Genomic DNA, 23,089 nt, shown 5'->3' with positions numbered 1-23,089 from the left:
CTTATTTGGTGACTACAGTGACCCACATCGCCCCTTTTCCGACTGGATAACAAGCTAATTCCGTTAATGCGCCGGTTTGCCTATCAATACGAGAAACAGAGACAAAATCAGATTTCTGACCGCAAGAAATGAGATAATTTCCTGTATTATCAAGATTAAAACCGCGTGGTTGTGTCTGTGTTGTATAATGACCTACAGGTTGTAGATGATCCCCTGCTTCTGAAACTGCCATTACACTAATCAAGCTTTCCGAACGTTCACTGGCATAGAGGAAACGACCGTCTGGGGTAATATGGATATCAGCGGCCCAACGTGTGCTATTGAAAGTTTCTGGCACAATATCGATGGTTTGCATTAAACGATAAAGATCACCCATACGACGATAAACATTGATTGTTGCATCTAATTCATTAAGGCAATAAAACACTTCGCCATTAGGATTGAACGCTAAATGACGCGGCCCTGCATTTATTGCTGTGGTTAACTCTTCGCTACGCGCTTCACTTAAATGTCCCTCTTCTGAAAGATTAAATAGACGAATATGATCTTCACCTAAACAGGGAACAATAAGCTGCTTGTTATGCCAATCAATATTAGAAGAGTGTGGTTTATTTAATCCTTCAATAAGTTGTATTGGTGCTTGAGCAATACCTTGTTGATTAATCGGCAATACCGCTAAGTTACCTTGGTGATAAGAAGGAACAAACAAAAAGCGTTCGGTTTTATCCAAGCACAAATGAACCGGCGCACTTGGAATTGCCGTTATTGCTTTTTGTTCTAACTGGCCATCAGGTGCGATTTCAAAGGTCACCACACTAAAATGAGGACGAATGCCAACATAAAGATGTTTTCCATCTGCACTAGCCACCATAGGTTGAACTTGTCCTGCAACCTCAACAACCTGCAGTAGATGCATCTCTCCCGCGCTATTTAATGTATACGCATGGATTTGATGACTCTCTGGACTTGCTACGTAGACTACCTGTTTCATCCTTTCTCCTTAAAATCGATTACCTATTGATTTATAAAGAATAATAACTTAACCAACTGATACCTGTCACGATTAAGCTAGTTTATCTTTGCTAGGTTAACGTGTAACATCAGCATCATTGCATCTTTATACTATCAAGGGGCTTATTATGTCGTACCGCGTTATTGCACTGGATCTTGATGGCACATTGCTTGATGACCAAAAACGTATCCTACCGGGATCTTTAACTGCTCTTAATCTTGCCAGAAAAGCGGGCGTTAAAGTACTCATTGTAACAGGTCGTCACCATGTTGCTATTCATCCATTCTATCAAGCGCTAGATCTTGATACACCCGCTATCTGTTGTAATGGTACTTATCTTTACGACTACCTCGGTAAAAAAGTGCTTGAATCTGATCCTTTAACCCCCGAAGAAACACGCGCGGTACTCGACTTGGTTAAACAAACCGATGTGCATCATTTAGTCTATGCAGATGATGCAATGATGTATGATCAACTTACCGCTGCCGTACAACGTACACTTAATTGGGCTGATACTCTTCCTCTGGCACAACGCCCTAATTTAGTCAAAGTAGATGATTTTTACCAAGCAATGCATCATGTTGATTCTATCTGGAAAATAGCGACCACAACCCCCAATCACGATGAGTTACGTGCTTTAATCGAACAAGTAGAACAACAAGTCGGCTTAGAGTGTGAATGGTCTTGGGTCGATCAAGTTGATATCGCCAAGAAAGGTAATAGCAAAGGTCGCCGTTTACAGCGTTGGGTTGAAGCTAATGGCATGAAGATGAGTGATGTTATGGCGTTTGGTGATAACTTCAATGACTTAAGTATGTTAGAGCATGTTGGTTTAGGTGTTGCTATGGGCAACGCATCAGATGAGGTCAAAGCACGCGCTAAACTGGTGACTAAAAATAATAATCAGCCCGGTATTGCAGAGACTATTCATAAATATATTTTGTCTTAAATACTTGCTATTCAAACAACAAAGCCTCATCTATGACGAGGCTTTATTTTTATAAATCAATAAATTAAAGATGGCGACTTAGTGAAATACTTTTTATTTGCGCATAAAGCCACTGCCCTTCTTGAATATTGAGTTCATCTCTCGCCCAAGGGGTGATCCGCGCCCATAAATAATTGCCATCATTAACCAGTTTCACATCTACCTGATCATCATGTTTGATCATTTCGACCACTTTCATATGTAATATATTACGGATACTACTATTTGATGGGCGAGTGGTAGTTAACGATACATCTGAAGCATCAATACGAACGCGCACATCGCGACCTATTTTTGCCTCTATTTGTGGCAACCACAGTACTTGATTACCAAAGGCGGTCGCCGTCATCGCATAATGGCTATGATGTTCAACGACCATAACATTTGCAACACTGCTTAACGTCTCTTTTTGTAACCAAGGGCGTAATGCGCTACTGGCCCAAACATCTTCTAACTTACCCATTGCCTTAATTTTTCCGGCATCCATAACAATCACATTATCAGCAAGTCGAATAATCTCATCTAGACTATGGCTCACATACAAAATAGGTATTTGTACATCTTGTGAAAGTTTTTCTAAATAGGGTAATAATTCACGCTTGCGGGGTAAATCAAGAGAGGCCAATGGTTCATCCATTAGCATAATATCGGGTGCAGTTAATAATGCACGTCCAATAGCCACACGTTGTTTTTCACCACCAGATAGCGTAATAGGAAAACGCGAAAGTAGATGTTCGATACCTAATAGATAAATAATTCTATCAAACTGTACTTTCATTGTTGGTGACATACCGTAAAGTAAATTTCCTTTTACGGTATAATGAGGAAATAGTCGTGCATCTTGAAATACATAGCCTACTTTGCGCTTTTCGGGTGGCAGATAAATTTTCTTCTCAATATCCACCAATGTGTGATTATTTAACACAATATGTCCTGAATCAGGTTTGGTTAAACCACCAATCACATTAATGAGCGACGTTTTACCTGCGCCAGATAAGCCAAATACCGCCGTGATACTTTCTGTTGGTAATTGAGTATTCACTTCCAGACACAAAGAGCCCAGTGTCTGTTTAAAATTCATCTCTAGCATACGCCCCCCAATCTTTTACGCCCCCAACGAGTTAGCCACTCTGAAGCCATTAAAGAGACGAGCGCCAAAATAATTGCAATGACACATAAACGGGCGGCATCCATTTCTGCCCCCGGTGTTTCAATTAACGTATACATAGCCAAAGGGATCGTTCTGGTTTCCCCTGGAATATTGGAGACGAAAGTGATTGTGGCGCCAAATTCACCTAATGAGCGAGCAAAGGCCAATACGATCCCCGCAATAATGCCGGGCATAGATAATGGTAACGTTATAGTAAAAAAGACACGTAATGGTGATGCGCCTAATGTTCTTGCCGCTTGTTCCATACGTTGGTCGACAGCTTCTAGTGCTAGTCTAATTGCTCTTACCATCAGTGGAAATGCCACAACAGCTGAGGCAAGTGCCGCCCCTCGCCAACTGAAGGTAAAACTAAATCCAAACCAATTATATAGCCATTCACCAATAAATCCGCGTCTCCCCATGCTAATTAATAATAGATAACCAACAACAACGGGAGGTAAAACTAAAGGTAAATGAATAATGCTATCAAGCAATGATTTACCGGGAAAACGAACCCTAACTAATAGCCAAGCCATCAATATACCAAAAGGAAGACTAATTATTACTGCAATTGTCGATACCTTAAGGCTTAAAAGAATCGCTTGCCATTCGTATTCACTTAACATCTCCAAAAGTATAATTCCTAAAGTGGGCTAAAGCCGTATTTCTTAAATATTTCTGCGGCTTGAGGTGTTTTTAGATAGTCATAAAAATCACGAACAGCTTTATTATCCTGTCCTTTTACAACTGCCATTGGATACTCAACAGGTTTGTGACTATCAGTTGGGAATACCCCAACCACTTTCACTTTGTCACTGGCAACAGCATCAGAGCCATAGACAATACCTAATGGTGCTTCATCTCGTTCAACTAATGCCATGCCGCTGCGAACATTATTAGTGCGTGCCATTTCCGGACTCACCACATCCCATGCACCTAAATATTCTAATGACTCTTTAGCATAGATACCAACAGGTACATGATCTGGATCACCCACAGCTAATTTTCCACCATTAAGTAAGGATTTCCATTTAGTATCCTTATTAATAACAACATTGTTTAATTTGCTATCTTTAGGAGCAATTAACACTAAGTCGTTACCTAATAATGTATGTCGTGAATCAGTCACCATTAAATTCTTATTAATAACATAATCCATCCACTGCTGATCGGCAGAAATAAATAGATTTGCAGGTGCTCCTTGCTCAATTTGGCGAGCAAGTGTTGAAGAGGATGCATAAGAAGCAACGACATCCGCTTGTTTTTCCTGTTTATATTGTGCCGAAATTTCATTAAGCGCATTAGTGAGAGAAGCCGCCGCAAATACCGTTATTTTTTCCGATGCCATGCTTTGGCTCACTAAAGCAAAAGAGATAATCGCACCAGCCAGTAACTTACCTGATAATTTTTTCATGTTGAGTTCCACTTAAATAGGACAATAACCACGCTGTATATATCAAGATATAACGTAAAATGAAAGGATAAGTTGATTAAAATTGGTTATATATCAATAAATATAGCGATAAATAGGGAGACAAAAATGGCGATAGCAATGGAGATAGAAACGCAGTCAACAACGCGACAACTTGAAGTTAAATAGCTAAAAGATAAATAGCTAAAAGATAAATACTCTAAATAATTCAAGGTGTAGCTAGGCGACAAGTGAATGAGTCGCTAGGAGCATACATAAGTATGTGACTAGTGCGAATAAACGCAGTCAACAACGCTACAACTTGAAGTTAAATAGCTAACAGCTAAATACTCTAAATAATTCAAGGTGTAGCTAGGCGACAAGTGAATGAGTCGCTAGGAGCATACATCAGTATGTGACTAGTGCGAATGAACGCAGTCAACAACGCGACAACTTGAAGTTAAATAGCTAAAAGATAAATAGCTAAAAGATAAATACTCTAAATAATTCAAGGTGTAGCTAGGCGACAAGTGAATGAGTCGCTAGGAGCATATATCAGTATATGACTAGTGCGAATAAACGCAGTCAACAACGCGACAACTTGAAGTTAAATAGCTAAATACTAAATACTCTAAATAATTCAAGGTGTAGCTAGGCGACAAGTGAATGAGTCGCTAGGAGCATACATAAGTATGTGACTAGTGCGAATAAACGCAGTCAACAACGCTACAACTTGAAGTATGACGAGTATTTGAGGAGTATTTGAGGAGTATTAAAAAACAGCCCTTCACAATAAAGGGCTGTTCTAAATAGAGGGGTAATTATGCTTTTTTATCAGCCTTTGACTGACTAGGTGAAATTAAGTTAAAAATCTCGCCTAAACCATAAATAATGCCCATGATAAGTACCATCACAACAGGTACCATCAAGAGAGCGAACCCTAAACTTTTCAATAATTCAAACATGATAACCTCTTTATCATGGTATATTCGGAAAGCCAGAGTTGGCATTTCTTCACGAATAACGAATAATAACGCTATAGTTGTATCTATTCTAGAGAATTATCGTTTTGTGTCGGCACAAAAAATGCGATAAACAGACAAACCAGAAGAAGCCTATCATTATGCAAGCAGAAATATTACTGACACTGAAACTTCAAGATAAGCTCTTTGCTGATCCACGCCGTGTTGCGCTGTTAAAACAAATTAAAGCAACAGGCTCAATTAGCCAAGGGGCGAAAATGGCGGGCATTAGTTATAAAAGTGCTTGGGACGCCATCAATGAAATGAATCAACTGGCTGACGAACTCCTGGTTGATAGAGCAACTGGCGGTAAAGGGGGTGGAGGCGCTACACTGACTCATTATTGTGAACGCTTACTACAACTTTATGATCTACTAGGACAAATTCAACAAAAAGCCTTTGATGTATTAAAAGACGATTCATTACCTTTAGACAGCCTTTTAGCGGCTATTTCACGTTTTTCGTTACAGACCAGTGCCAGAAACCAATTTTTTGGCACCATTATTGAACGCGATCACTTACAAGTACAACAACATGTTAATGTTCAGCTTGCTGATCAAAAAACGGTTATTCGCGCGGCGTTAACTGAAAAAAGCGCCGATCGTCTAAATCTTAAAGAAGGCAAAGAAGTACTCGTTTTAATTAAAGCGCCATGGGTCAATATAGAAAAAGGCGCCTCTGTAGCACAACAATATGACAATGCGCTATCAGGCACCCTAACCCAAATTGAAACGGGCAATGAAAATAGTGAATTAGTGGTAACGTTAGAAGGTGGACTAGAAGTGTGTGCGACTTGTTCTAACCAGCATGTTACACAACAAAAGCTACATATTAATGATACCGTAACAGCGTTATTTAATGCCGATCAGGTGATTATCGCCACATTATGTTAATTATTAGCATGATGGATTTTCAGTAAAAATAACACCATCACTTAATTGATATTTTAAAAATTATATTAAGTGATGGTTTTTCGACTAATACAACGTGTAAAAGCTTTTTTTATTGATGCAATTAATACTTTGCCAATACAATGGATTTTTAACGTTATAATTGTATTGTTATATATAATTTATTAATCTAATATTCCATCCATAAACTATCATTTAATTATCTCACTATTTGATAAAGCAATAATCTCTTTCATATAACGATGATATTGTTTCCCCTTTTTCATAATAGCATAATCTTTAATTGATAAAATATCCGTATGGTTAATAGAATTATTTAACCTCGACACTTCAATAAAAATAACATCCTTGCTATTAATTAAGTAAGTATAAACATCCTCTAATTGTTCTATCATATGATATAAACAACATGCTGATTTCAATGATGGAAATACTTTTTTGAGGTACGGAATGATAATTTTATTTTCTGAATCCTTAAATTTTAAAAAAGCTTCATTTGTCATCACTTTATTTCCCCAGGGGTAGTAGTTATTAAATTTCCATTTTTATCTGTGAGCATAGTAATTATGTTAGTTGGCTGTTTACTAAATTTATCAATTCCTATATTTTTATCAAGCTGAATCACTCTTTCATACAAAATATCAATACTATTGGTGTTTTTATTATATGATTCTCTCGTTTTATTAATAGGAATCTTAATGACAGCAGGACTTAATAATATATCTTTAATTTCCTGTTCACTAAGCGTAAATTGGCTAGCATTTTGCGCTCCTGAAAAATGACGTTTTTGTACATGCAACCAACCTGATTCAACATCTCCCACTTTAATATTAATCCTAGATTGAACAATAGGATGTTCTAATTCATTTTTAAAAACTACGGTTTTGGCTCCATTAGATACTTTATATCCATTCGTAGTTACTCCTGAATATATTATAAACTCCCCGTTATTGATTATTTCAATAGCTTTTTTGTTGGTAGTTATTAATAATTTTTCTTGTTCTACTATCGGTTTTATAGCAGTTATATTTAATTTTCCTGAAGTCATTAAAGACTTTGAACTATTAGCTAACATGCTAGAGAAAGCTTTAGCACTTTCTTCTGAACTAGCTAATACTTTATAACCAGTACCAACGGTGACACCAGCGATTGCAGCTTCTGGAGCTGATATCCCAGCGATATTAATACCTAGCTGATTAGCACAATAAACCCAATTAGCTTTACATGTACTAAATGCAGCTTGCGTAATAGCAATAAGTTCTGGTGTTGCTGCAATAACAGTGTGACCACCAATAATGCTCGCACTTCCTCCTAAACCAAGAGCAATCGCAATCATCCCTGCATTTTGTCGATTTACAACTCTTTCTGCTGCTGCAACATCACCTTTTGACGCTGCAATTATGTCCTTATTATTTTCTAGTGCTAGCTTTGAAAGCATATGTTCGCTGTAATTATGTCGATAAACTAACTCCGCAGAATTAGCCGCAGAAAATACGCCCTCAGGCTTACGAGTCACAATAGCGCCTGTCAGTGCACCAATTAATTTAGTGAGCTGTGTTTTTCCTTCATTGCCATGTAGTGCCTCTTGAATTAATGCAACTTGTCTGTCAGTTTCATTTAAATAACTAGGCTCAAATAATTTACTTTGTAGCGATATTGCCGCTATTTCTGCTGCCAAGGCGCCGGCTACTGCACCTGTTACACTGCCTCCTGCAATTTCAGCACTCACTCCTGCAACAACAGAATGGCTTAAAACCTTTCCTGCATGCCCTAATATCGCACCGTTATCACCAATGAGATTGGCACCTTCAGCGTGAAATTGACTGCCGATATGGCTTAATAGCGCAGTTTTAAAATTATCAATAAAACTGCCACCTTGAATGGCTGTGCCCAGTGTAGAACTCACTACTGACTGTGAGGCAACGCGTTGAGCAACTTGAGTCCATGTGGCATTATCCGTCGCAAGCAACTTGCCTGTTGTCGGTAATGTTCCCCCCTGTATTGCTTGATCCCAACCCATAAATTGGTCAAGACCTTGCAAGGCGCCTGCAACGGTCATACTGGTGACAATGGATTTCACCGTATCACTGCGACTTAAGGCGCCAAATGTTTTAGAAATATTGCCTTGATTTTCGGCTAAAGAGACCGCAGCTTGCGAAACTAAAGAAGCAAAACCGGCTTGTGCCGCAACTGATGCCGTTGACGCAACCCCCGCAGAGGCTCCTGCAGCAATAGTGGCATTACTTGCCATTCCTCCTATTGAGGCAGCTGTTGCCGTACCATAAGTTGCAACCCCTACCGCGATGGCAATAACCGCACCAACAACTGGATTTAACTGCTGGGTTTTATCATCCCAACTGGAATAAGTGTCTTTCACTAAATTCCAATTAATATTTTCTTGACCTTGGAGCGCATTAAGCCAAGCATATTCTGGTGTGTTACTTAAGGCAGTTAATGCCTGCTCTAAAGATTGCTCTTTTTTGGCTTTAATATCTGCAGATATGCCTTTTGGCGCATCGATAGTCAGCTTTCCGCCAATATAGAGTTCAGGTAATAGCCATGTTCCCTTGGTGTATCCCTGATTACGTTGAGTGATATATATATCTTTTGAACGAGTAATAACTTGTTTAAAAGCAGTATCTTTCACCGCTTTAAAATTAATGCCTCCTGTTTTACTGGTTAATTTGGCATTCTTTGCTGTCTCTAATTTGCTTGCTTCTAAAGTGATATCATCTTTAGCAATTAAATTAATATCGTCATTAGCAATAAACTCGGTAACTTTATTCGTTGTGTTATTAAATGTTTTGGTATATTTCTTTTTAGTCGCACACAGTGTCCACCAATTACATTTTTTCTTTTCTTCTTCATAGTAACTGGATTCTTCCATTGCCTGTGCATAAAGAAATCCACCTTTAGCAGCAATATCCATCTTTTTATTAGCAGCCAATTGAGAGGCCTGAAATAAAATACTGCCCTCAGATAATAGTGTTAGATGATTACCGCTATTAATTTCAGTACTGACTTGTTTACGAAGTTCTTCTAACTCTGAGTCCGACTCTTTACGAAAATGTGTTCTTACTGATCCCAATTGGATATTGCCACCACTGGAAATAGCAATATCCCCCTCTGATTTAAGTGAACTTCCTTCTGTTGTGAGTGAGCCTGATGATGCAATAGAAATACCTTTATTTCCCATAATGGATGTGGTGGCATATTGAATGTCTTGCGCATCTTCGTGGGGATCTTCGATGGCGGAATAAGCATTTGCACCCAGTTTTATATTTCTACCCGCTAATACAATAACTTTATCTTTTGAATTTAATACTGTTGAACTTAAATCAATATCACGCGCGGCATTTAAAATAAGGTTATTATCTGAAAATAATTTAGATTGTAGTTGGGGGTAATAAATATCACTGAAAAAAGGAGCGGCTTCTTTTATTAATTTGGAGGCAAGAAAAATATCTTGTCCTGCATTAAAAGTTATTTCTTTGTTACTATAATATTTTATTCCCTGACTAACAATATCTTTACCAGCCATCAAGCTTATATTATTCTTACTTTTCCAAAACCCCATATTAAATAAAAACGCTGAAATATATTGTTCATCTCTAAAATTTGGCATTAGGTTGAAAAATAAAGACTCATCGCGTTTTATTTTAATATTCTCTAATGCTGATAAACTTTTTTCATTTGATTCATTAATTATTACATTTGAAATGTAAATGTTTTTACCTGAATAAAAGTCTATTTTTTCAGACACATCAATAAATGGTGCCTTAATGCTATTCAGAGTATAAGAGGCTATAGGGCTAAATGAATAATTAATATCTCCATTCTTAGTTATGATGGAAAAATGCTTTGCCGTTACATCTATATTTTCAGAATTAACATTATCAATTGCTGTTAAATTTATAATATCACCAGATAATAAATTTGAATTACTTATATTTATATTTTTATTAGCAATAACAGATAAAGAGTTACTTGATTTTAAATTTAATGAGATATTTAAATTATTAGCATTTAATAGTATATTTTTAGCTAATATAGTACTTTCAAAATCAGATATTCTTCTATACTTTTTAATTTCTTTTTCTAAAAATGGAAATTTACGTTCTAACGCTATACTATCTTTAAAATCTAAAACTAAATTATTACCTGCTTTTATCATATATTCAGAAGCACTATCTACAATAAATTCATAATGACTTCCAGTTTTAGTAAAGGGAATAAAATGAACTATTTTTTGAAATTTAGTTTCATCAATATTATATTTATTTACATCATCTCGATAAAAAATATGAGCATTATCATGAGAATAAAGATCCCATTTATTAAGGTGTCCAAACCGATAATAGTATACTTTTGCATTGTTTCCTGTTGCGATAAGATCATTAGTTGCAAAAATATCAGATTGGGTATTAAAAAACTCGTTAGATTGTATATATAAATTTTTACCAGAATAAATAACACTAGGAACATACTTTTTATTCTTTTCAAATAATGAGCGTTCTACATTAACACCTCCATTATTTTTTAAATCTAATATATCAAACCACTTTTTATCAGAGAGTTCTTTTAATTCAGCAAGTAAAATAATTATAAGGAAATTATTCGTAGGACTATTGTAAGGATGAAGAAAATGAGTACCTATATTTATAGACGATGTAGAATCAGGCTCTTGCTTTATTTCTTTAAATAAAGGAGTAATAGATTCATTAACCAATTTCTTGGTTCTAATAATCAAATCACCCTTTTCTGTTTTTATGGTGGCTGATTGATTTTCAATTAAACTACTTGGTTCACCCTGTGCATTTTTTTGTATCCATAAATTATCTTTTGCTTGAATAAGCGCTTTTTCACCTTTATTAGTGAATTTATCTACGAATAAACGCATATCCTTTTCTGCGATAATATCACTATGATTCGTTAGCGTATTAGTTGCTAATGTAATATCTCTTTGCGCTTTTAAGCTGGCATTACTATTCATTTGTAGCGCTTTGCTACTAACATTAATATCTTGCTCAGATTGAATATTGCCATTAAAGGTAATTTTGCCATCAACTGTTAAATTGATACTATTTTGTTTTGTTTGAATATCAGTTAAATTAACACCGACCCCTTTTTCTGTGCTAACTAAGCGTATTTGATTGGCATACATTCCACCCAATGCTTTTGTATCAATAGCGACGGTCGGTTTTACACCTTCTCCATTAATGCTATTTACTGTCCCTTTGCCGAAATCAATATGGTTATTCCCTTGCATTAAAGAGAGATTTTTAGCATTTATCTTTCCATTTATTTCAATACTACGACTAATAATATCGGCATAATTTTGCAAATCGGCATTCATACCTTGCTTACCAATAACAATACTGCCTTTTTTTACTTCTAGTGCCGAATAGGTACCTTGAGGGCTAAATTGAGGCTTTCCCGTCGTGAGAGTAATTGATGGAGTATTAATAAATGAGCAACCATCACAACTAATTCCATTAGGAATAGCAATTAAAACATCCGCTTGTTGTCCTGCAACTTCTAATTTACCTAATAACTGTGAACGACTATTACCGACAACTTCATTAATAATTAAATTAGCCGTATTACCTTTTAAATTTTTATTAGCAGATATTTTTTTTGCTAATTGACTATTGGCATCAACTTGCGAATTATTAAGTACTGCCCCCTGTTTATTAACATTAAAGACATTAAATCTATTATGAGAAACACCACTGTCATTAGGTGTTGCAATATTAATAATAGGAATATTATTTTGCTGGTTTATTGTTATCGTTTTATCAGATGAAGTAATGACAGAGCCCCAAGCAGGATGCAATGGGTAAATAGCGGTTAAATAAATAACACAATAGCTTATTAAACGCTGTTTTCGCGAAATATCCTTTTTATGCATAAAAAACTTCCTTATCTAAAGAGCGAAAGAAATTGACCAAGATAAAGACCATTGGTTAGCATTTAACCACTTTGGATAAATGAATGGTTTGTTTATCAATAGTTGTGAAGAAAAAGGGGAACGATAAAATGAAAGCCCCATAGCGCCAGCTAATAAAGACTGCTGCTTTGTTTCATATTGATCAGAATAGATAACGCCATAATCAACAGCTGTAATAAAACGCCATTGACCTAAAAATGAATTTATCCATGGTGTATTAATTTCATTACGCCAATAAAGTCCTCTATTGGCACTAAGCTTATTTTGTTTAGCACCACGAACTGCATTTAATCCATCTATGGATATTTTTTCCACACTATAAAGATTATCAGATGTATATTGACCATAAAAAGACGTAATATAGGAGACAGAGTAAGGAAATAAATATTGATAATGTATATTTAGACTCAATTTTCTATAGTGGCTTCGGGGTGAGTTTTCAGCAATATAATCAGGTGATGCCCCAAAAAAAGACAACCCAATTTCTGCTGATGGATTAATAGATAAATAACCTGATGTCAGATTAAAATGATATTGGGGGGCTAATGATAGTGATGTTAATGTTGGGCTATTGATTAATATCGGCTGTTTGGCTAATTCCGTTTTTACTTTTTTATGCTTTAATATGCCTTTTAATATTATCTTCTTCTTACTATCCCGATAAAGTAAACGACTAATATCAACTTGCTGATTAGTATTTATACTTTTATAGATATATTTATTACTATAACTTTTAATAAAATGAGAAGAACGGTTATAAGATAACTGATATTGATAAAACCAATAGCCATAGGGAATATTTATACTCGCTGTATAGCCTCTATAATAATGTGAATGTAATAAATCTGTATTACTGTTTAAGGAGAGATCCCACTGCTCTCCAAATCCAAATAACGAATCTATTGTTGTGGTATTCGTCAGTAACATTTCACCTGTTGCTTTTGAACCTGAATTATCAATAGTAAGTTGATTTCTGAAAGGATGCGTTTTGTTTTTCTTATAAATAAAAATAGTCGAGTATCCTATCCTGTCACTAGGTTGAATATCTAATCTATATTGTGATGTTGTTAATCGATTTAGTTGTTCAAGCCCATGCTCTAACTCACGTAAATTAAGTCGTTTATCTTGATATGAAGGAAATAGAATATCAACCATGGGGGAAGTCATATTATCAATAAAGATTGATTTTATCTTTCCTTCAATTACGTTAATGGTTAACTGATGATTTGAGAGATCTTGATCGGCAATAAAAGCTTGTGAAGTAATATAGCCTTTTTCAATATACGCATTAGTCATTGATTTAATGATATGTTGCATATCACTTAATGTTAAACATTTATTTATATATTTAGATATTAATTCTTTTTGTGCCTTATTAGTTAATAAACCATTCCTTTCTATTTTTATTTCATTAATTAAGAAGCAATTATTTACATTATTATTTATTTCTGCAAAAGTTATCTTACTTATCGTTAATAAAAATAGCGCCATTAATCCTAATAAATAGTTAACACATTCCCTTTTAATGTTATTCATATAAACGAGTCCTTATGTTTTTATTAAAATAACATAAATAATCTTGCCCATCTTTTATCTTTTTTATTCTCTCTGCACTATTTTTACTTAAGCGATCAGCAACAAATATTGACAAGTTTTAATTAAACCGATATTGGTAAGTATTCTACTTGTAATAAAAACAAGGATAATAATAATGAAGTACTTGCAACTCACAAAAACACTGTTTCGCTTAAGTGATACACTCTGCTTGCATATCGATGATTTAACTATCAATGAAGGAGAAAGTTGGGCATTCGTTGGTAGCAATGGTAGTGGTAAAACGGCGCTCGCTAATACATTATGCCAAGAGGGGATTTTATTATCGGGTGAGCTTATTAATAGGTTTACTCGTCCGATTAATCTCTCTTTTGAAAAATTACAAAAAATGATAGAGGAAGAGTGGCTGCGTAACAATACAGACTTATTAAGTGAAGATGAGGATGATACGGGATTAACCGTGGCTCAGGTGATCCAAATGCAGGTAAAAGATAATGATCGCTGCCTGTTATTAGCAAAACAATTTGGTATTGATGCACTTTTATCAAGGCGTTTTAAATATCTTTCAACGGGAGAGTCTCGTAAGGTACTGCTTATTCAGTTATTGATGAATAAACCTGATCTATTAATTTTAGATGAGCCTTTTGATGGTTTAGATATTGACTCTCGTCGTACATTAAGTGAGTTACTTTCATCACTACATCAACAAAAGCTAACGATTGTTCTTATTTTAAATCGCTTTAATGATATTCCTGATTTTGTGCAAAATGCTGGCTTATTGATTGACTGTAAACTCGTGGCACAAGGTAAAAAAAGTGATATTTTATCAGACTCAGTAATTGCGCAATTATCTCACAGTGAAACACTTGAAAATCTGATCTTACCCGCCTCAGACTCCGTTGATGCAGTTCCTACCTTACCACCAACGCTTTCCCCTATTATACTTAAGGATGGCGTGGTCAGTTATAATGATAAACCTGTGCTCCATCACTTAACCTGGGAAGTTAAACCACAACAACATTGGCAAATATTAGGTCCTAATGGCGCAGGAAAATCGACCTTATTAAGCTTAATCACAGGAGATCATCCTCAAGGCTATAGCAATGATTTAACACTATTTGGTCGTAAAAGAGGCAGTGGTGAAACCATTTGGGAGATCAAACGCCATATTGGTTATGTTAGTAATGCCTTACATCAAAGCTATCGCGTCTCTTCAAGTGTGAAAAATGTGATTATTTCTGGTTTTCATGACTCTATTGGTATTTATCAAGCCGTTACCGATAAACAGCAAAAATTAGCGGATGAATGGCTAACACTAATTGGTTTAACTGCACTCGCTAACCATCCTTTTCACTCACTTTCATGGGGACAACAGCGTCTAGTATTAATTGTAAGAGCATTGGTTAAACACCCGACATTATTGATCCTCGATGAACCACTACAAGGATTAGATACAACCAATAGACTATTAGTACAGCGCTTTATTGATATCATGATAAGCCATAGCAATACTCAACTACTGTTTGTCAGTCATCATCAAGAAGATGCACCTCACTGTATTACCCATCGACTGATTTTTATTAAAGAAGGAGATATCTATCGTTACCAACAACAACCCTGTTAACTAGATATAGGCTATTTTTAAGGTAAGATACATCATCACACTGAAGAAAAGGGTATTTGTTATCGATAGATGGCGATGATTTTAACGATAGATTTAGAGAGCATATTTTTTACTGATAATTATCCAGAATCGGCTTTTCGTTTCTTTTCACCGATCCCGTTAAATTAATAGCTTTATCGATTAAGCAAAAGGTGTAATAACTGTGTAATATTTCATCAAACAATCGTCATTTTTGACATAATCCCCCTAGTTTTGTTAGTTATGTTTGGCGTTCTTGTTGATGATCCATATAATGATTGCAGTCCTGATTTTAAACTTATATTAAGAAAGTAATTATAGGAGTCTAAACTATGGCAGTAACTAAGCTTGTGCTAGTTCGACACGGTGAAAGTGTATGGAACAAAGAAAACCGTTTTACAGGCTGGACTGACGTTGAATTGTCAGATAAAGGCCGTAATGAAGCGCAAGAAGCAGGTAAACTGCTGAAGGCTGAAGGTTTTACTTTTGACTACGCATATACTTCTGTACTAAAACGTGCAATCCACACTCTGTGGAACATTCTTGATGAAGTTGATCAACAATGGCTGCCAGTAGAGAAAAGCTGGAAACTAAACGAACGTCACTACGGTGCATTACAAGGCTTAAACAAAGCTGAAACAGCTGAAAAATACGGTGACGAGCAAGTTAAACAATGGCGTCGTGGTTTTGCGGTTACCCCACCAGAGTTAACTAAAGATGATGATCGCTTCCCAGGTAAAGATCCACGTTATGCATCTTTAACTGAAGCTGAACTGCCATTAACAGAAAGCTTAGCGTTAACTATCGACCGTGTAACACCATATTGGGAAGAAGTCATTAAACCTCGCGTTGCTTCAGGTGATAAAGTGATTATTGCCGCTCACGGTAACTCACTGCGCGCTCTGGTTAAATACCTAGACAATATGAGTGAAGAAGAAATTCTTGAACTGAATATCCCAACAGCAGTACCTTTAGTTTACGAATTTGATGAAAATATGAAACCAATCAAACGTTACTACTTAGGTAATGCAGAAGAAATCGCAGCAAAAGCCGCGGCTGTTGCTAACCAAGGTAAAGCAAAATAATTTTACTTTTACTTTGAATTAGATAAAAAAAATGCCACTTTTGAGTGGCATTTTTATTAATAAAAACAGACTATTATGATTTATTACGACGAGTAGCGACTGCATCGGCTAATTGGCGTAATAACGTTTCTGTATCATCCCACCCAATACAAGCATCTGTGACACTTTTACCGTATACCAAAGGTTCACCACTTTCTAATGATTGATTGCCCTCTTCTAAATGACTTTCAACCATTACACCAATTAAAGCTTTTTCTCCTGCGCTAATTTGTTGGCAAATATCGGCACCAACCTCCATTTGCTTCTTAAATTGTTTACAGCTATTGGCGTGGCTAAAATCAACCATAACATTTTGGGGTAATCCTGCTTTTTTCAGACCTTCTTTTACGGCAGCAACATGTTCTGCACTGTAATTAGGCTCTTTACCGCCCCGTAAAATAATATGGCAATCTTTATTCCCTGCAGTACGAACTATCGCTGAGTGACCCCATTTAGTTACTGATAAGAAACAGTGTGGAGAGCCTGCAGCATTGATGGCATCAATCGCCACTTTAATTGTGCCATCTGTGCCATTTTTAAAACCAACAGGACAAGATAGTCCGGAGGATAATTCTCTATGCACTTGAGATTCTGTTGTTCGAGCACCAATAGCTCCCCAACTCATCAAATCAGCGACATATTGTGGGGTTATCATATCTAAAAACTCGCCAGCCGTTGGTAATCCACTATCATTGATGGTTAATAGCAAACGACGAGCAATGCGTAATCCTTCATTAATATCAAAGGTACAGTCCATATGTGGATCATTTATCAGCCCTTTCCAACCGACTGTGGTACGTGGTTTTTCAAAATAAACTCGCATCACAATTTCAAGTTTATCTTTCAGCTCTTCTCTTAATAAATTTAAACGCTGAGCATATTCCAGTGCCGCGTTAGGATCATGAATAGAGCAAGGCCCAATCACCACTAATAGGCGATCATCTTTTCCAGCAAGGATTTGATGAATAGCTTCACGGGCATGACGAACTGTAAACGCCGCATTGTCAGTGGCTGGAAACTTTTCCAATAATGCCACTGGCGGTAAAAGTTCATTGATTTGTGTTATTTTAAGATCATCATTCTGGTAATTCATTCCCGTGTTCCACTCTATTATTATCTAGTCAATATGATTTCTGTTTCTTCAATCTAACCATTCGTTTTCTCTCTGTAAACACCCTTAAGAGCCTAAACAGCCCATGACGATAGATAACAAAAACATCGAAAACAAGTAATAGCACCATTAAGTAAAATAATGATTTGAAATTGCCTAGAATAGAAGAATAAACACAACGAATAGCAAGGCTGGAGAGAAATATAACTCTACCAGCCTTTTTTATTATGAGAGATAATTATTTTTGTTTGAATGCTTTGCTGATTTGATCCACAAACGAGAGCCATTAATAGCGATAGCCAATAAGATGATATATTCAATAGACATGGCATAAACACCCTGTTTATAAAATATAACAATACTAATGACATTAATAACAGACCAAATTAACCAGTTTTCTACCAATTTGCGTGTCATTAAGATCATAGCCACAATGGAGAGTACCGTCATTGTTGAATCCCAGAATGGGTAAGCATCTGGCTCGATAGCAGGTGTGGCTAAATTTGCCCCGAAGACATTTAAGATATCAACAGCAATAACTGCTAAATAGCCAAAAACGGTATCAATATTAAACGTTAGCGCAATAATGGCAGCAATGGAGACAATGATTAATACGATTTGTTGGCCCGGCTTTAACCAACGTATTTTCAATTCTGCTTGTTCAAAATCATTCACTCTACTCCATGCATACCAACCATAAATATTGGCAGCAAAGAAGAAAATTTGTAGCAGTAGACTGGCATATAACTGGATCTGGAAAAAAATAATGGCGAATAAAGTGACATTAATTAACCCAAATAAATAGTTAATGATCTTTTCCTGGCTCGCAAGCCATATACATAATAATCCAGCAATAGTCCCTATAGCTTCAATCCATGAGAGTGGATAGCCTTCTTTTCCTAATGGAATATTGACTAAAATATTATTGATACTAAACCAACTAATGACATCCATTTGACAACCCCGACTTAATCATAGAAAAAACAAATAAAATATGGGTTATTGCGACATTGTTGCAAAGTGATAAAGATATATATACATTCCTATCAATGATAGCACTTAGTTTAAAATATTAAACAAAATGCCATTTATTTACCATAAAAAACAAAAAGTGTTTTATATAATAAATATGCTATTTTTTTATTCATACTTACAACAAATAACTTTATCTACTATAACAACTAGAGAGAAATATGGAGCCAATCACCCGCTTAATCGATCGCATGTTATCTTTTACATTACTTGATCCTCGAATTGAGGCTGTGGTATTAACAGGCTCAGTGGGTCGTAATAAGAAGATAGACAGCTATTCTGATATTGATATAGAGCTTATTGGTCACGGTGCGACTGAGCTAGCAAAAAACCAACATTGGCTATCACAATTTGGTAAACACCTCGTCTCTTTAGCAACAGAATGTGAAGATCCGAACGGCATTCGCTGGCCAATCTATTTGCACGTATTAGCTCAAGGCCGAAAAATGGATATTTTGATGGCAGAGCCTGAAAGAATTATCAATATGAAACAAAATGGTCTAAGTCCAGTTTATCAACGAGGCTATCGTGTTTTACTTGATAAAACAGGTTTATGTGACCAACTTCCAGAAATTAGCACTGTGACTCCCCCAGCCCTTTCCATAGAGCAAGCTGATGCCTTGGCTCAAGAGTTTTGGTTTGAAGCCACACAAATCGCTATAGCTATCTTACGTAATGAATTTTGGTTCGCTGAATATCGTATGAGTGATATAAGGGAATGGTTGATCCGTTTACTAGAGCAAGTTGCTCTGCAAACATCAACACAAGATGTCTGGTATCAAGGCAAAAACTTACGGGAGTGGTTACCTAAGTTTTACTCATTACGTTCATTAGAAAGCACACTGGCTATGAGTACCCCTTATGAAGCAGCGGCTGCATTAAGTATTATCATGGCTTTTTTTATTGATGCATCAAAGCGTTTTGGTTTGTCGATAGAAAAGGCAACACAAGCTCAAACACTTATTAGCGATTGGTTTATTGATAATGAACTATTAACTGAAAATGAATATTACCAAATAACCACTTCCATTATTTGTCATTATCCAACTTAAGTGAGATCAGATAGTTTTTTCAGCAATGGAGAAGCTATCTATTTACATCCTCTATTTGAGTAACTCGAGTAATAAATACAAAAACGAGTTATAGAGAGCATTTTTAGATAGAATGAGAATGGCGTGTGATAAAAGACTAGAAAAGCATATTGAAATGGTGGGTCGTGGGCGACTCGAACGCCCGACCAATTGATTAAAAGTCAACTGCTCTACCGACTGAGCTAACGACCCATTTCATAAAATGGTATGTAAATTCGAAAATGGTGGGTCGTGGGCGACTCGAACGCCCGACCAATTGATTAAAAGTCAACTGCTCTACCGACTGAGCTAACGACCCTTTTCGAACTCGCCACATTCTCTGTGGCAACGGCGGGTAATAATACTGATTTAATGTTATTGTGCAACGTTTTTTTTCAAAAAAACATTCAAACGCTGAAAAAACAATCAGTTAACCCCGAAAATGTAACATTCACATTACGGGGCCAATAATTATAGTGCTGCTAACTGCTTTTGTGCTAATTTTGCACCAGCACTGTTTGGATATTGCTTAACCACTTGTTGATAAATAGCTTTCGCATTATCCTTTTGCCCTTTCTCTTGCATAATAAGCCCTATCTTATAAAAGGCCTCACTTGCTTTTTGAGATTTTGGATAATTTTTCACAACAATAGCAAAAGTACTCGCAGCCTGATCTTTATTACCTTTTAGATAATACATTTGCCCCAACCAAAATTGAGCATTTGATTGATAGCTAGACTTCGGATAACTTTTAATAAAGTTGTTTAATGCAACAATTGCCTTATCGTAATCTTTTGAATTCAATACAATATCAATTGCCGCGTTATAATCGGCTTTTTCATCACCTGTTGACGACGAACTCGTACTTGTATCAGATGTTGAAGGTACATTGCCACCCGTTGAAGCCTCATCCGTTGTTGGTGCTGAGTTGCCACCATTTAGGCTATCTAATTGTTGATAGATATTACGTTGACGCTCTACAACTTGGTTTAACTGGTATTGATTTTCCTGAATTTGACCACGCAACATATCAATATCGCGTTGAGAATCTGCGAGTTGTTGCTGTAATTGGGTCAAAAGCTGACTATGAGCATTAGAGATACGCTCAAGTTGGGCGAGTCGTTCATCAGTAGAGCCTGAACCGATATTACTGATTGGCGCTTGGGCAATAGCGGCTACAGGAGCCGCTACGCCAACCAGTAACAACAGACTCATCAATAAAGGTCTGAAGTTACTGTTGTTCATGCCGTTCTCTTAGTAAACCAGTACTGCACGACGGTTTTTCGCATAAGCGGCTTCGTCATGACCCAGTACAGCAGGTTTTTCTTTACCGTAAGATACGATTGCTAATTGATCAGCTGATACGCCTTTACCTTGCAGATACATTTTAACTGCGTTTGCACGACGTTCGCCTAACGCGATGTTGTATTCTGGAGTACCACGTTCGTCAGCATGACCTTCGATAGTAATGCGTACTGAAGGGTTAGCACGCAGGAATGCAGCGTGAGCATCTAACAGTTGAGCATATTCTGAAGTAACGTCATATTTATCAAAACCGAAGTAAACAATGTTAGTTTGTTTCAGTTGTTCTAATTGCTGACGTGCTAATTCTTCAGCAGTAGGGCCTTGCTCAGTAACAGGTACATTGTTGCTTGTATCTGTTTGATCGTCGTTTTTGTTTGAGCTACATGCTGCAACAGCAACGAGTGGTAATGCTAACATCAACCCTTTAAACACTTTGTTTAATTGCATCTCTAATTGTTCCTTTATTTGTTTGCCATACATAATTCTTATGCATCACATAAACGGAGACCAGGCAGGTGATTTAACCTGACCATCAGTCGCCGGAAGACGCGCTTTGAAACGTCCATCAGTCGATACTAGTCGCAAAATGGTTCCTAAGCCTTGAGTGGAGCTATAAATAACCATAGTGCCGTTAGGCGCGATGCTTGGCGTTTCATCCAGAAACGTATCTGTTAAATATTGAACAGCATTCGTTTCTAGATCCTGCTTAGCGATATGTTGCCTACCGCTTTCAGAACTCACCATAACTAAGAAACTACCATCAGGACTTACTGCAGGATTTTGGTTTTGTTTTCCTTCCCAAGTAATACGTTCTGGCGTTCCTCCGTTAATATTAATTTTATAAATTTGAGGACGTCCGCCTTGATCCGAAGTATAGACCAAAGTCTGTCCATCAGGCATCCAAGTCGGCTCTGTATTATTACTTCTACCGTTGGTTACCTGTGTCATATTGCCACTGGCTAAATCCATTACATAAAGATTTAGACTACCGCTTTTTGACAGTGCAAAGGCTAATTTAGAGCCATCTGGAGAAAAAGCAGGTGCACCATTATGTCGAGGGAAAGAAGCGATTTGACGCACTTCCCCCGTTGCTAATGTCTGTACAACTAAAGCAGATTGACCACTTTCAAATGTGACATATGCTAGTTTAGCACCATCAGGAGACCAAGCGGGTGACATTAATGGCTGTGATGAACGATAAACGCGATCTTGATTAAATCCATCATAGTCAGATACACGTAATTCATATGGATAAGCGCCACCATTAGTCACAACGACATAAGCAATACGGGTACGGAACGCACCACGAATGCCAGTTAATTTTTCAAAGATTTCATCACTGGCGGTATGAGCAGCATATCGTAACCATTTATTGCTGATTTTATACTCACTTTGCGCTAAAACCGCTCCCGGAGAGCCAGCAACATCAACTAATTGATAGCTAACAACATATTGACCATCTGCCGAGGGCTGAACACGCCCTACAACCACTGAATCAATACCTAATGCTGTCCAGAGTGCAGGTTGAACCTCAGAAGCGGTAACGGGTTGTTGAGGCAAACGATTCATATCAATAGGGTTAAATTTACCACTATTTCGTAAATCAGCCGCAATCACTCCAGCAATATCTTCTGGCATTTGACCTGTGCCTTCCCATTTAAAAGGAACAACACCAATAGGGCGTGCAGTATTCACCCCTTGTGTAATTTCAATGCGAACTTCTGCATTAGCGAGCGTTGTAACGCATAATATCAAAAGTCCGAAAATAACATTTAATGCCTGCTTCATCATGTCTCCCTTTTATTAT

General features: G+C 36.7%; 18 protein-coding genes and 2 tRNA genes. 5 read left to right on the top strand and 15 right to left on the bottom strand.

Going from position 1 to position 23,089, the window contains the following annotated elements:
- Position 1 precedes the first annotated feature (1 nt).
- Positions 2-991, bottom strand: coding sequence for a 6-phosphogluconolactonase (gene pgl / locus PMI_RS02960; RefSeq protein ID WP_012367675.1), 990 nt, complete (start codon positions 989-991; stop codon positions 2-4).
- 148 nt (positions 992-1,139) lie between these two features.
- Here pgl and PMI_RS02955 point away from each other — a divergent pair, with 148 nt between their 5' ends.
- Positions 1,140-1,961, top strand: a complete 822-nt coding sequence (locus PMI_RS02955; RefSeq protein WP_012367674.1) for a pyridoxal phosphatase — start codon at positions 1,140-1,142, stop codon at positions 1,959-1,961.
- 64 nt (positions 1,962-2,025) lie between these two features.
- On the opposite strand, the gene modC is transcribed toward PMI_RS02955, so the two are convergent.
- The 4 genes from modC to PMI_RS18850 all read right to left on the bottom strand — a co-directional run bounded on the left by modC (position 2,026) and on the right by PMI_RS18850 (position 5,526).
- Complete coding sequence (modC, locus tag PMI_RS02950) at positions 2,026-3,090, bottom strand: molybdenum ABC transporter ATP-binding protein ModC (protein ID WP_004244454.1); 1,065 nt, start codon at positions 3,088-3,090, stop codon at positions 2,026-2,028.
- Positions 3,084-3,776 carry a molybdate ABC transporter permease subunit gene (gene modB / locus PMI_RS02945; protein WP_004244453.1) on the bottom strand — a complete coding sequence of 231 codons (693 nt, stop codon included), beginning with the start codon at positions 3,774-3,776 and terminating at the stop codon, positions 3,084-3,086. Before modB ends, modC begins: the two co-directional genes overlap by 7 nt.
- Before the next feature lie 17 nt (positions 3,777-3,793).
- Positions 3,794-4,564: a molybdate ABC transporter substrate-binding protein gene (modA, locus tag PMI_RS02940; RefSeq protein WP_004244452.1), complete on the bottom strand. Its 771-nt coding sequence runs from the start codon at positions 4,562-4,564 to the stop codon at positions 3,794-3,796.
- Positions 4,565-5,382: 818 nt separating this feature from the next.
- Positions 5,383-5,526 (bottom strand): AcrZ family multidrug efflux pump-associated protein, encoded by a 144-nt coding sequence (locus PMI_RS18850; protein WP_004247559.1) that lies wholly within the window; start codon positions 5,524-5,526, stop codon positions 5,383-5,385.
- Between the two features lie 158 nt (positions 5,527-5,684).
- On the opposite strand from PMI_RS18850, the gene modE reads away from it, so the two are divergent.
- Positions 5,685-6,476, top strand: a complete 792-nt coding sequence (gene modE / locus PMI_RS02935; RefSeq protein WP_004244449.1) for a molybdenum-dependent transcriptional regulator — start codon at positions 5,685-5,687, stop codon at positions 6,474-6,476.
- A gap of 209 nt (positions 6,477-6,685) precedes the next feature.
- Here the strand turns inward: modE and PMI_RS02930 are convergent, their stop codons facing one another.
- From PMI_RS02930 to PMI_RS02920, 3 genes are read right to left on the bottom strand one after another with little or no spacing between them, the layout of a single operon-like run.
- Positions 6,686-6,997 carry a hypothetical protein gene (locus PMI_RS02930; protein ID WP_004244448.1) on the bottom strand — a complete coding sequence of 104 codons (312 nt, stop codon included), beginning with the start codon at positions 6,995-6,997 and terminating at the stop codon, positions 6,686-6,688.
- Positions 6,997-12,405 carry a DUF637 domain-containing protein gene (locus PMI_RS02925; RefSeq protein WP_012367673.1) on the bottom strand — a complete coding sequence of 1,803 codons (5,409 nt, stop codon included), beginning with the start codon at positions 12,403-12,405 and terminating at the stop codon, positions 6,997-6,999. The genes PMI_RS02930 and PMI_RS02925 overlap by 1 nt, the downstream gene beginning before the upstream one ends.
- A gap of 15 nt (positions 12,406-12,420) precedes the next feature.
- Entirely contained in the window at positions 12,421-13,980 is a 1,560-nt protein-coding gene (locus PMI_RS02920) for a ShlB/FhaC/HecB family hemolysin secretion/activation protein (RefSeq protein ID WP_012367672.1), read from the bottom strand.
- 175 nt (positions 13,981-14,155) lie between these two features.
- Here PMI_RS02920 and modF point away from each other — a divergent pair, with 175 nt between their 5' ends.
- Both modF and gpmA read left to right on the top strand, forming a co-directional pair.
- Positions 14,156-15,622 (top strand): molybdate ABC transporter ATP-binding protein ModF, encoded by a 1,467-nt coding sequence (gene modF, locus PMI_RS02915; RefSeq protein ID WP_004244444.1) that lies wholly within the window; start codon positions 14,156-14,158, stop codon positions 15,620-15,622.
- A gap of 350 nt (positions 15,623-15,972) precedes the next feature.
- Positions 15,973-16,725, top strand: coding sequence for a 2,3-diphosphoglycerate-dependent phosphoglycerate mutase (gpmA, locus tag PMI_RS02910; protein WP_004244443.1), 753 nt, complete (start codon positions 15,973-15,975; stop codon positions 16,723-16,725).
- A gap of 73 nt (positions 16,726-16,798) precedes the next feature.
- Here gpmA and aroG read toward each other — a convergent pair whose 3' ends face one another.
- The gene (gene aroG / locus PMI_RS02905) at positions 16,799-17,857 is read right to left on the bottom strand and encodes a 3-deoxy-7-phosphoheptulonate synthase AroG (RefSeq protein WP_004244442.1); all 1,059 of its coding nucleotides are present in this window, start codon (positions 17,855-17,857) and stop codon (positions 16,799-16,801) included.
- 243 nt (positions 17,858-18,100) lie between these two features.
- Positions 18,101-18,829: a nicotinamide riboside transporter PnuC gene (gene pnuC, locus PMI_RS02900; RefSeq protein ID WP_004244441.1), complete on the bottom strand. Its 729-nt coding sequence runs from the start codon at positions 18,827-18,829 to the stop codon at positions 18,101-18,103.
- Positions 18,830-19,068: 239 nt separating this feature from the next.
- On the opposite strand from pnuC, the gene PMI_RS02895 reads away from it, so the two are divergent.
- Complete coding sequence (locus PMI_RS02895; protein ID WP_012367671.1) at positions 19,069-19,959, top strand: aminoglycoside 6-adenylyltransferase; 891 nt, start codon at positions 19,069-19,071, stop codon at positions 19,957-19,959.
- Positions 19,960-20,114: 155 nt separating this feature from the next.
- Here PMI_RS02895 and PMI_RS02890 read toward each other — a convergent pair.
- The 5 genes from PMI_RS02890 to tolB form a co-directional block, all read right to left on the bottom strand.
- Positions 20,115-20,190: transfer RNA gene (locus PMI_RS02890), tRNA-Lys, on the bottom strand.
- A 30-nt stretch (positions 20,191-20,220) separates the two neighbouring features.
- Positions 20,221-20,296: transfer RNA gene (locus tag PMI_RS02885), tRNA-Lys, on the bottom strand.
- A gap of 152 nt (positions 20,297-20,448) precedes the next feature.
- Complete coding sequence (gene cpoB / locus PMI_RS02880) at positions 20,449-21,222, bottom strand: cell division protein CpoB (protein ID WP_004247552.1); 774 nt, start codon at positions 21,220-21,222, stop codon at positions 20,449-20,451.
- Between the two features lie 9 nt (positions 21,223-21,231).
- Entirely contained in the window at positions 21,232-21,729 is a 498-nt protein-coding gene (gene pal / locus PMI_RS02875) for a peptidoglycan-associated lipoprotein Pal (RefSeq protein WP_012367670.1), read from the bottom strand.
- 45 nt (positions 21,730-21,774) lie between these two features.
- Positions 21,775-23,070, bottom strand: a complete 1,296-nt coding sequence (tolB, locus tag PMI_RS02870; RefSeq protein WP_004244437.1) for a Tol-Pal system beta propeller repeat protein TolB — start codon at positions 23,068-23,070, stop codon at positions 21,775-21,777.
- Between the last annotated feature and the right edge of the window lie 19 nt (positions 23,071-23,089).

Source organism: Proteus mirabilis HI4320, from assembly GCF_000069965.1.
Taxonomy (GTDB): Bacteria; Pseudomonadota; Gammaproteobacteria; order Enterobacterales; family Enterobacteriaceae; genus Proteus; species Proteus mirabilis.
This window is presented reverse-complemented; position numbering and strand designations above follow the sequence as displayed.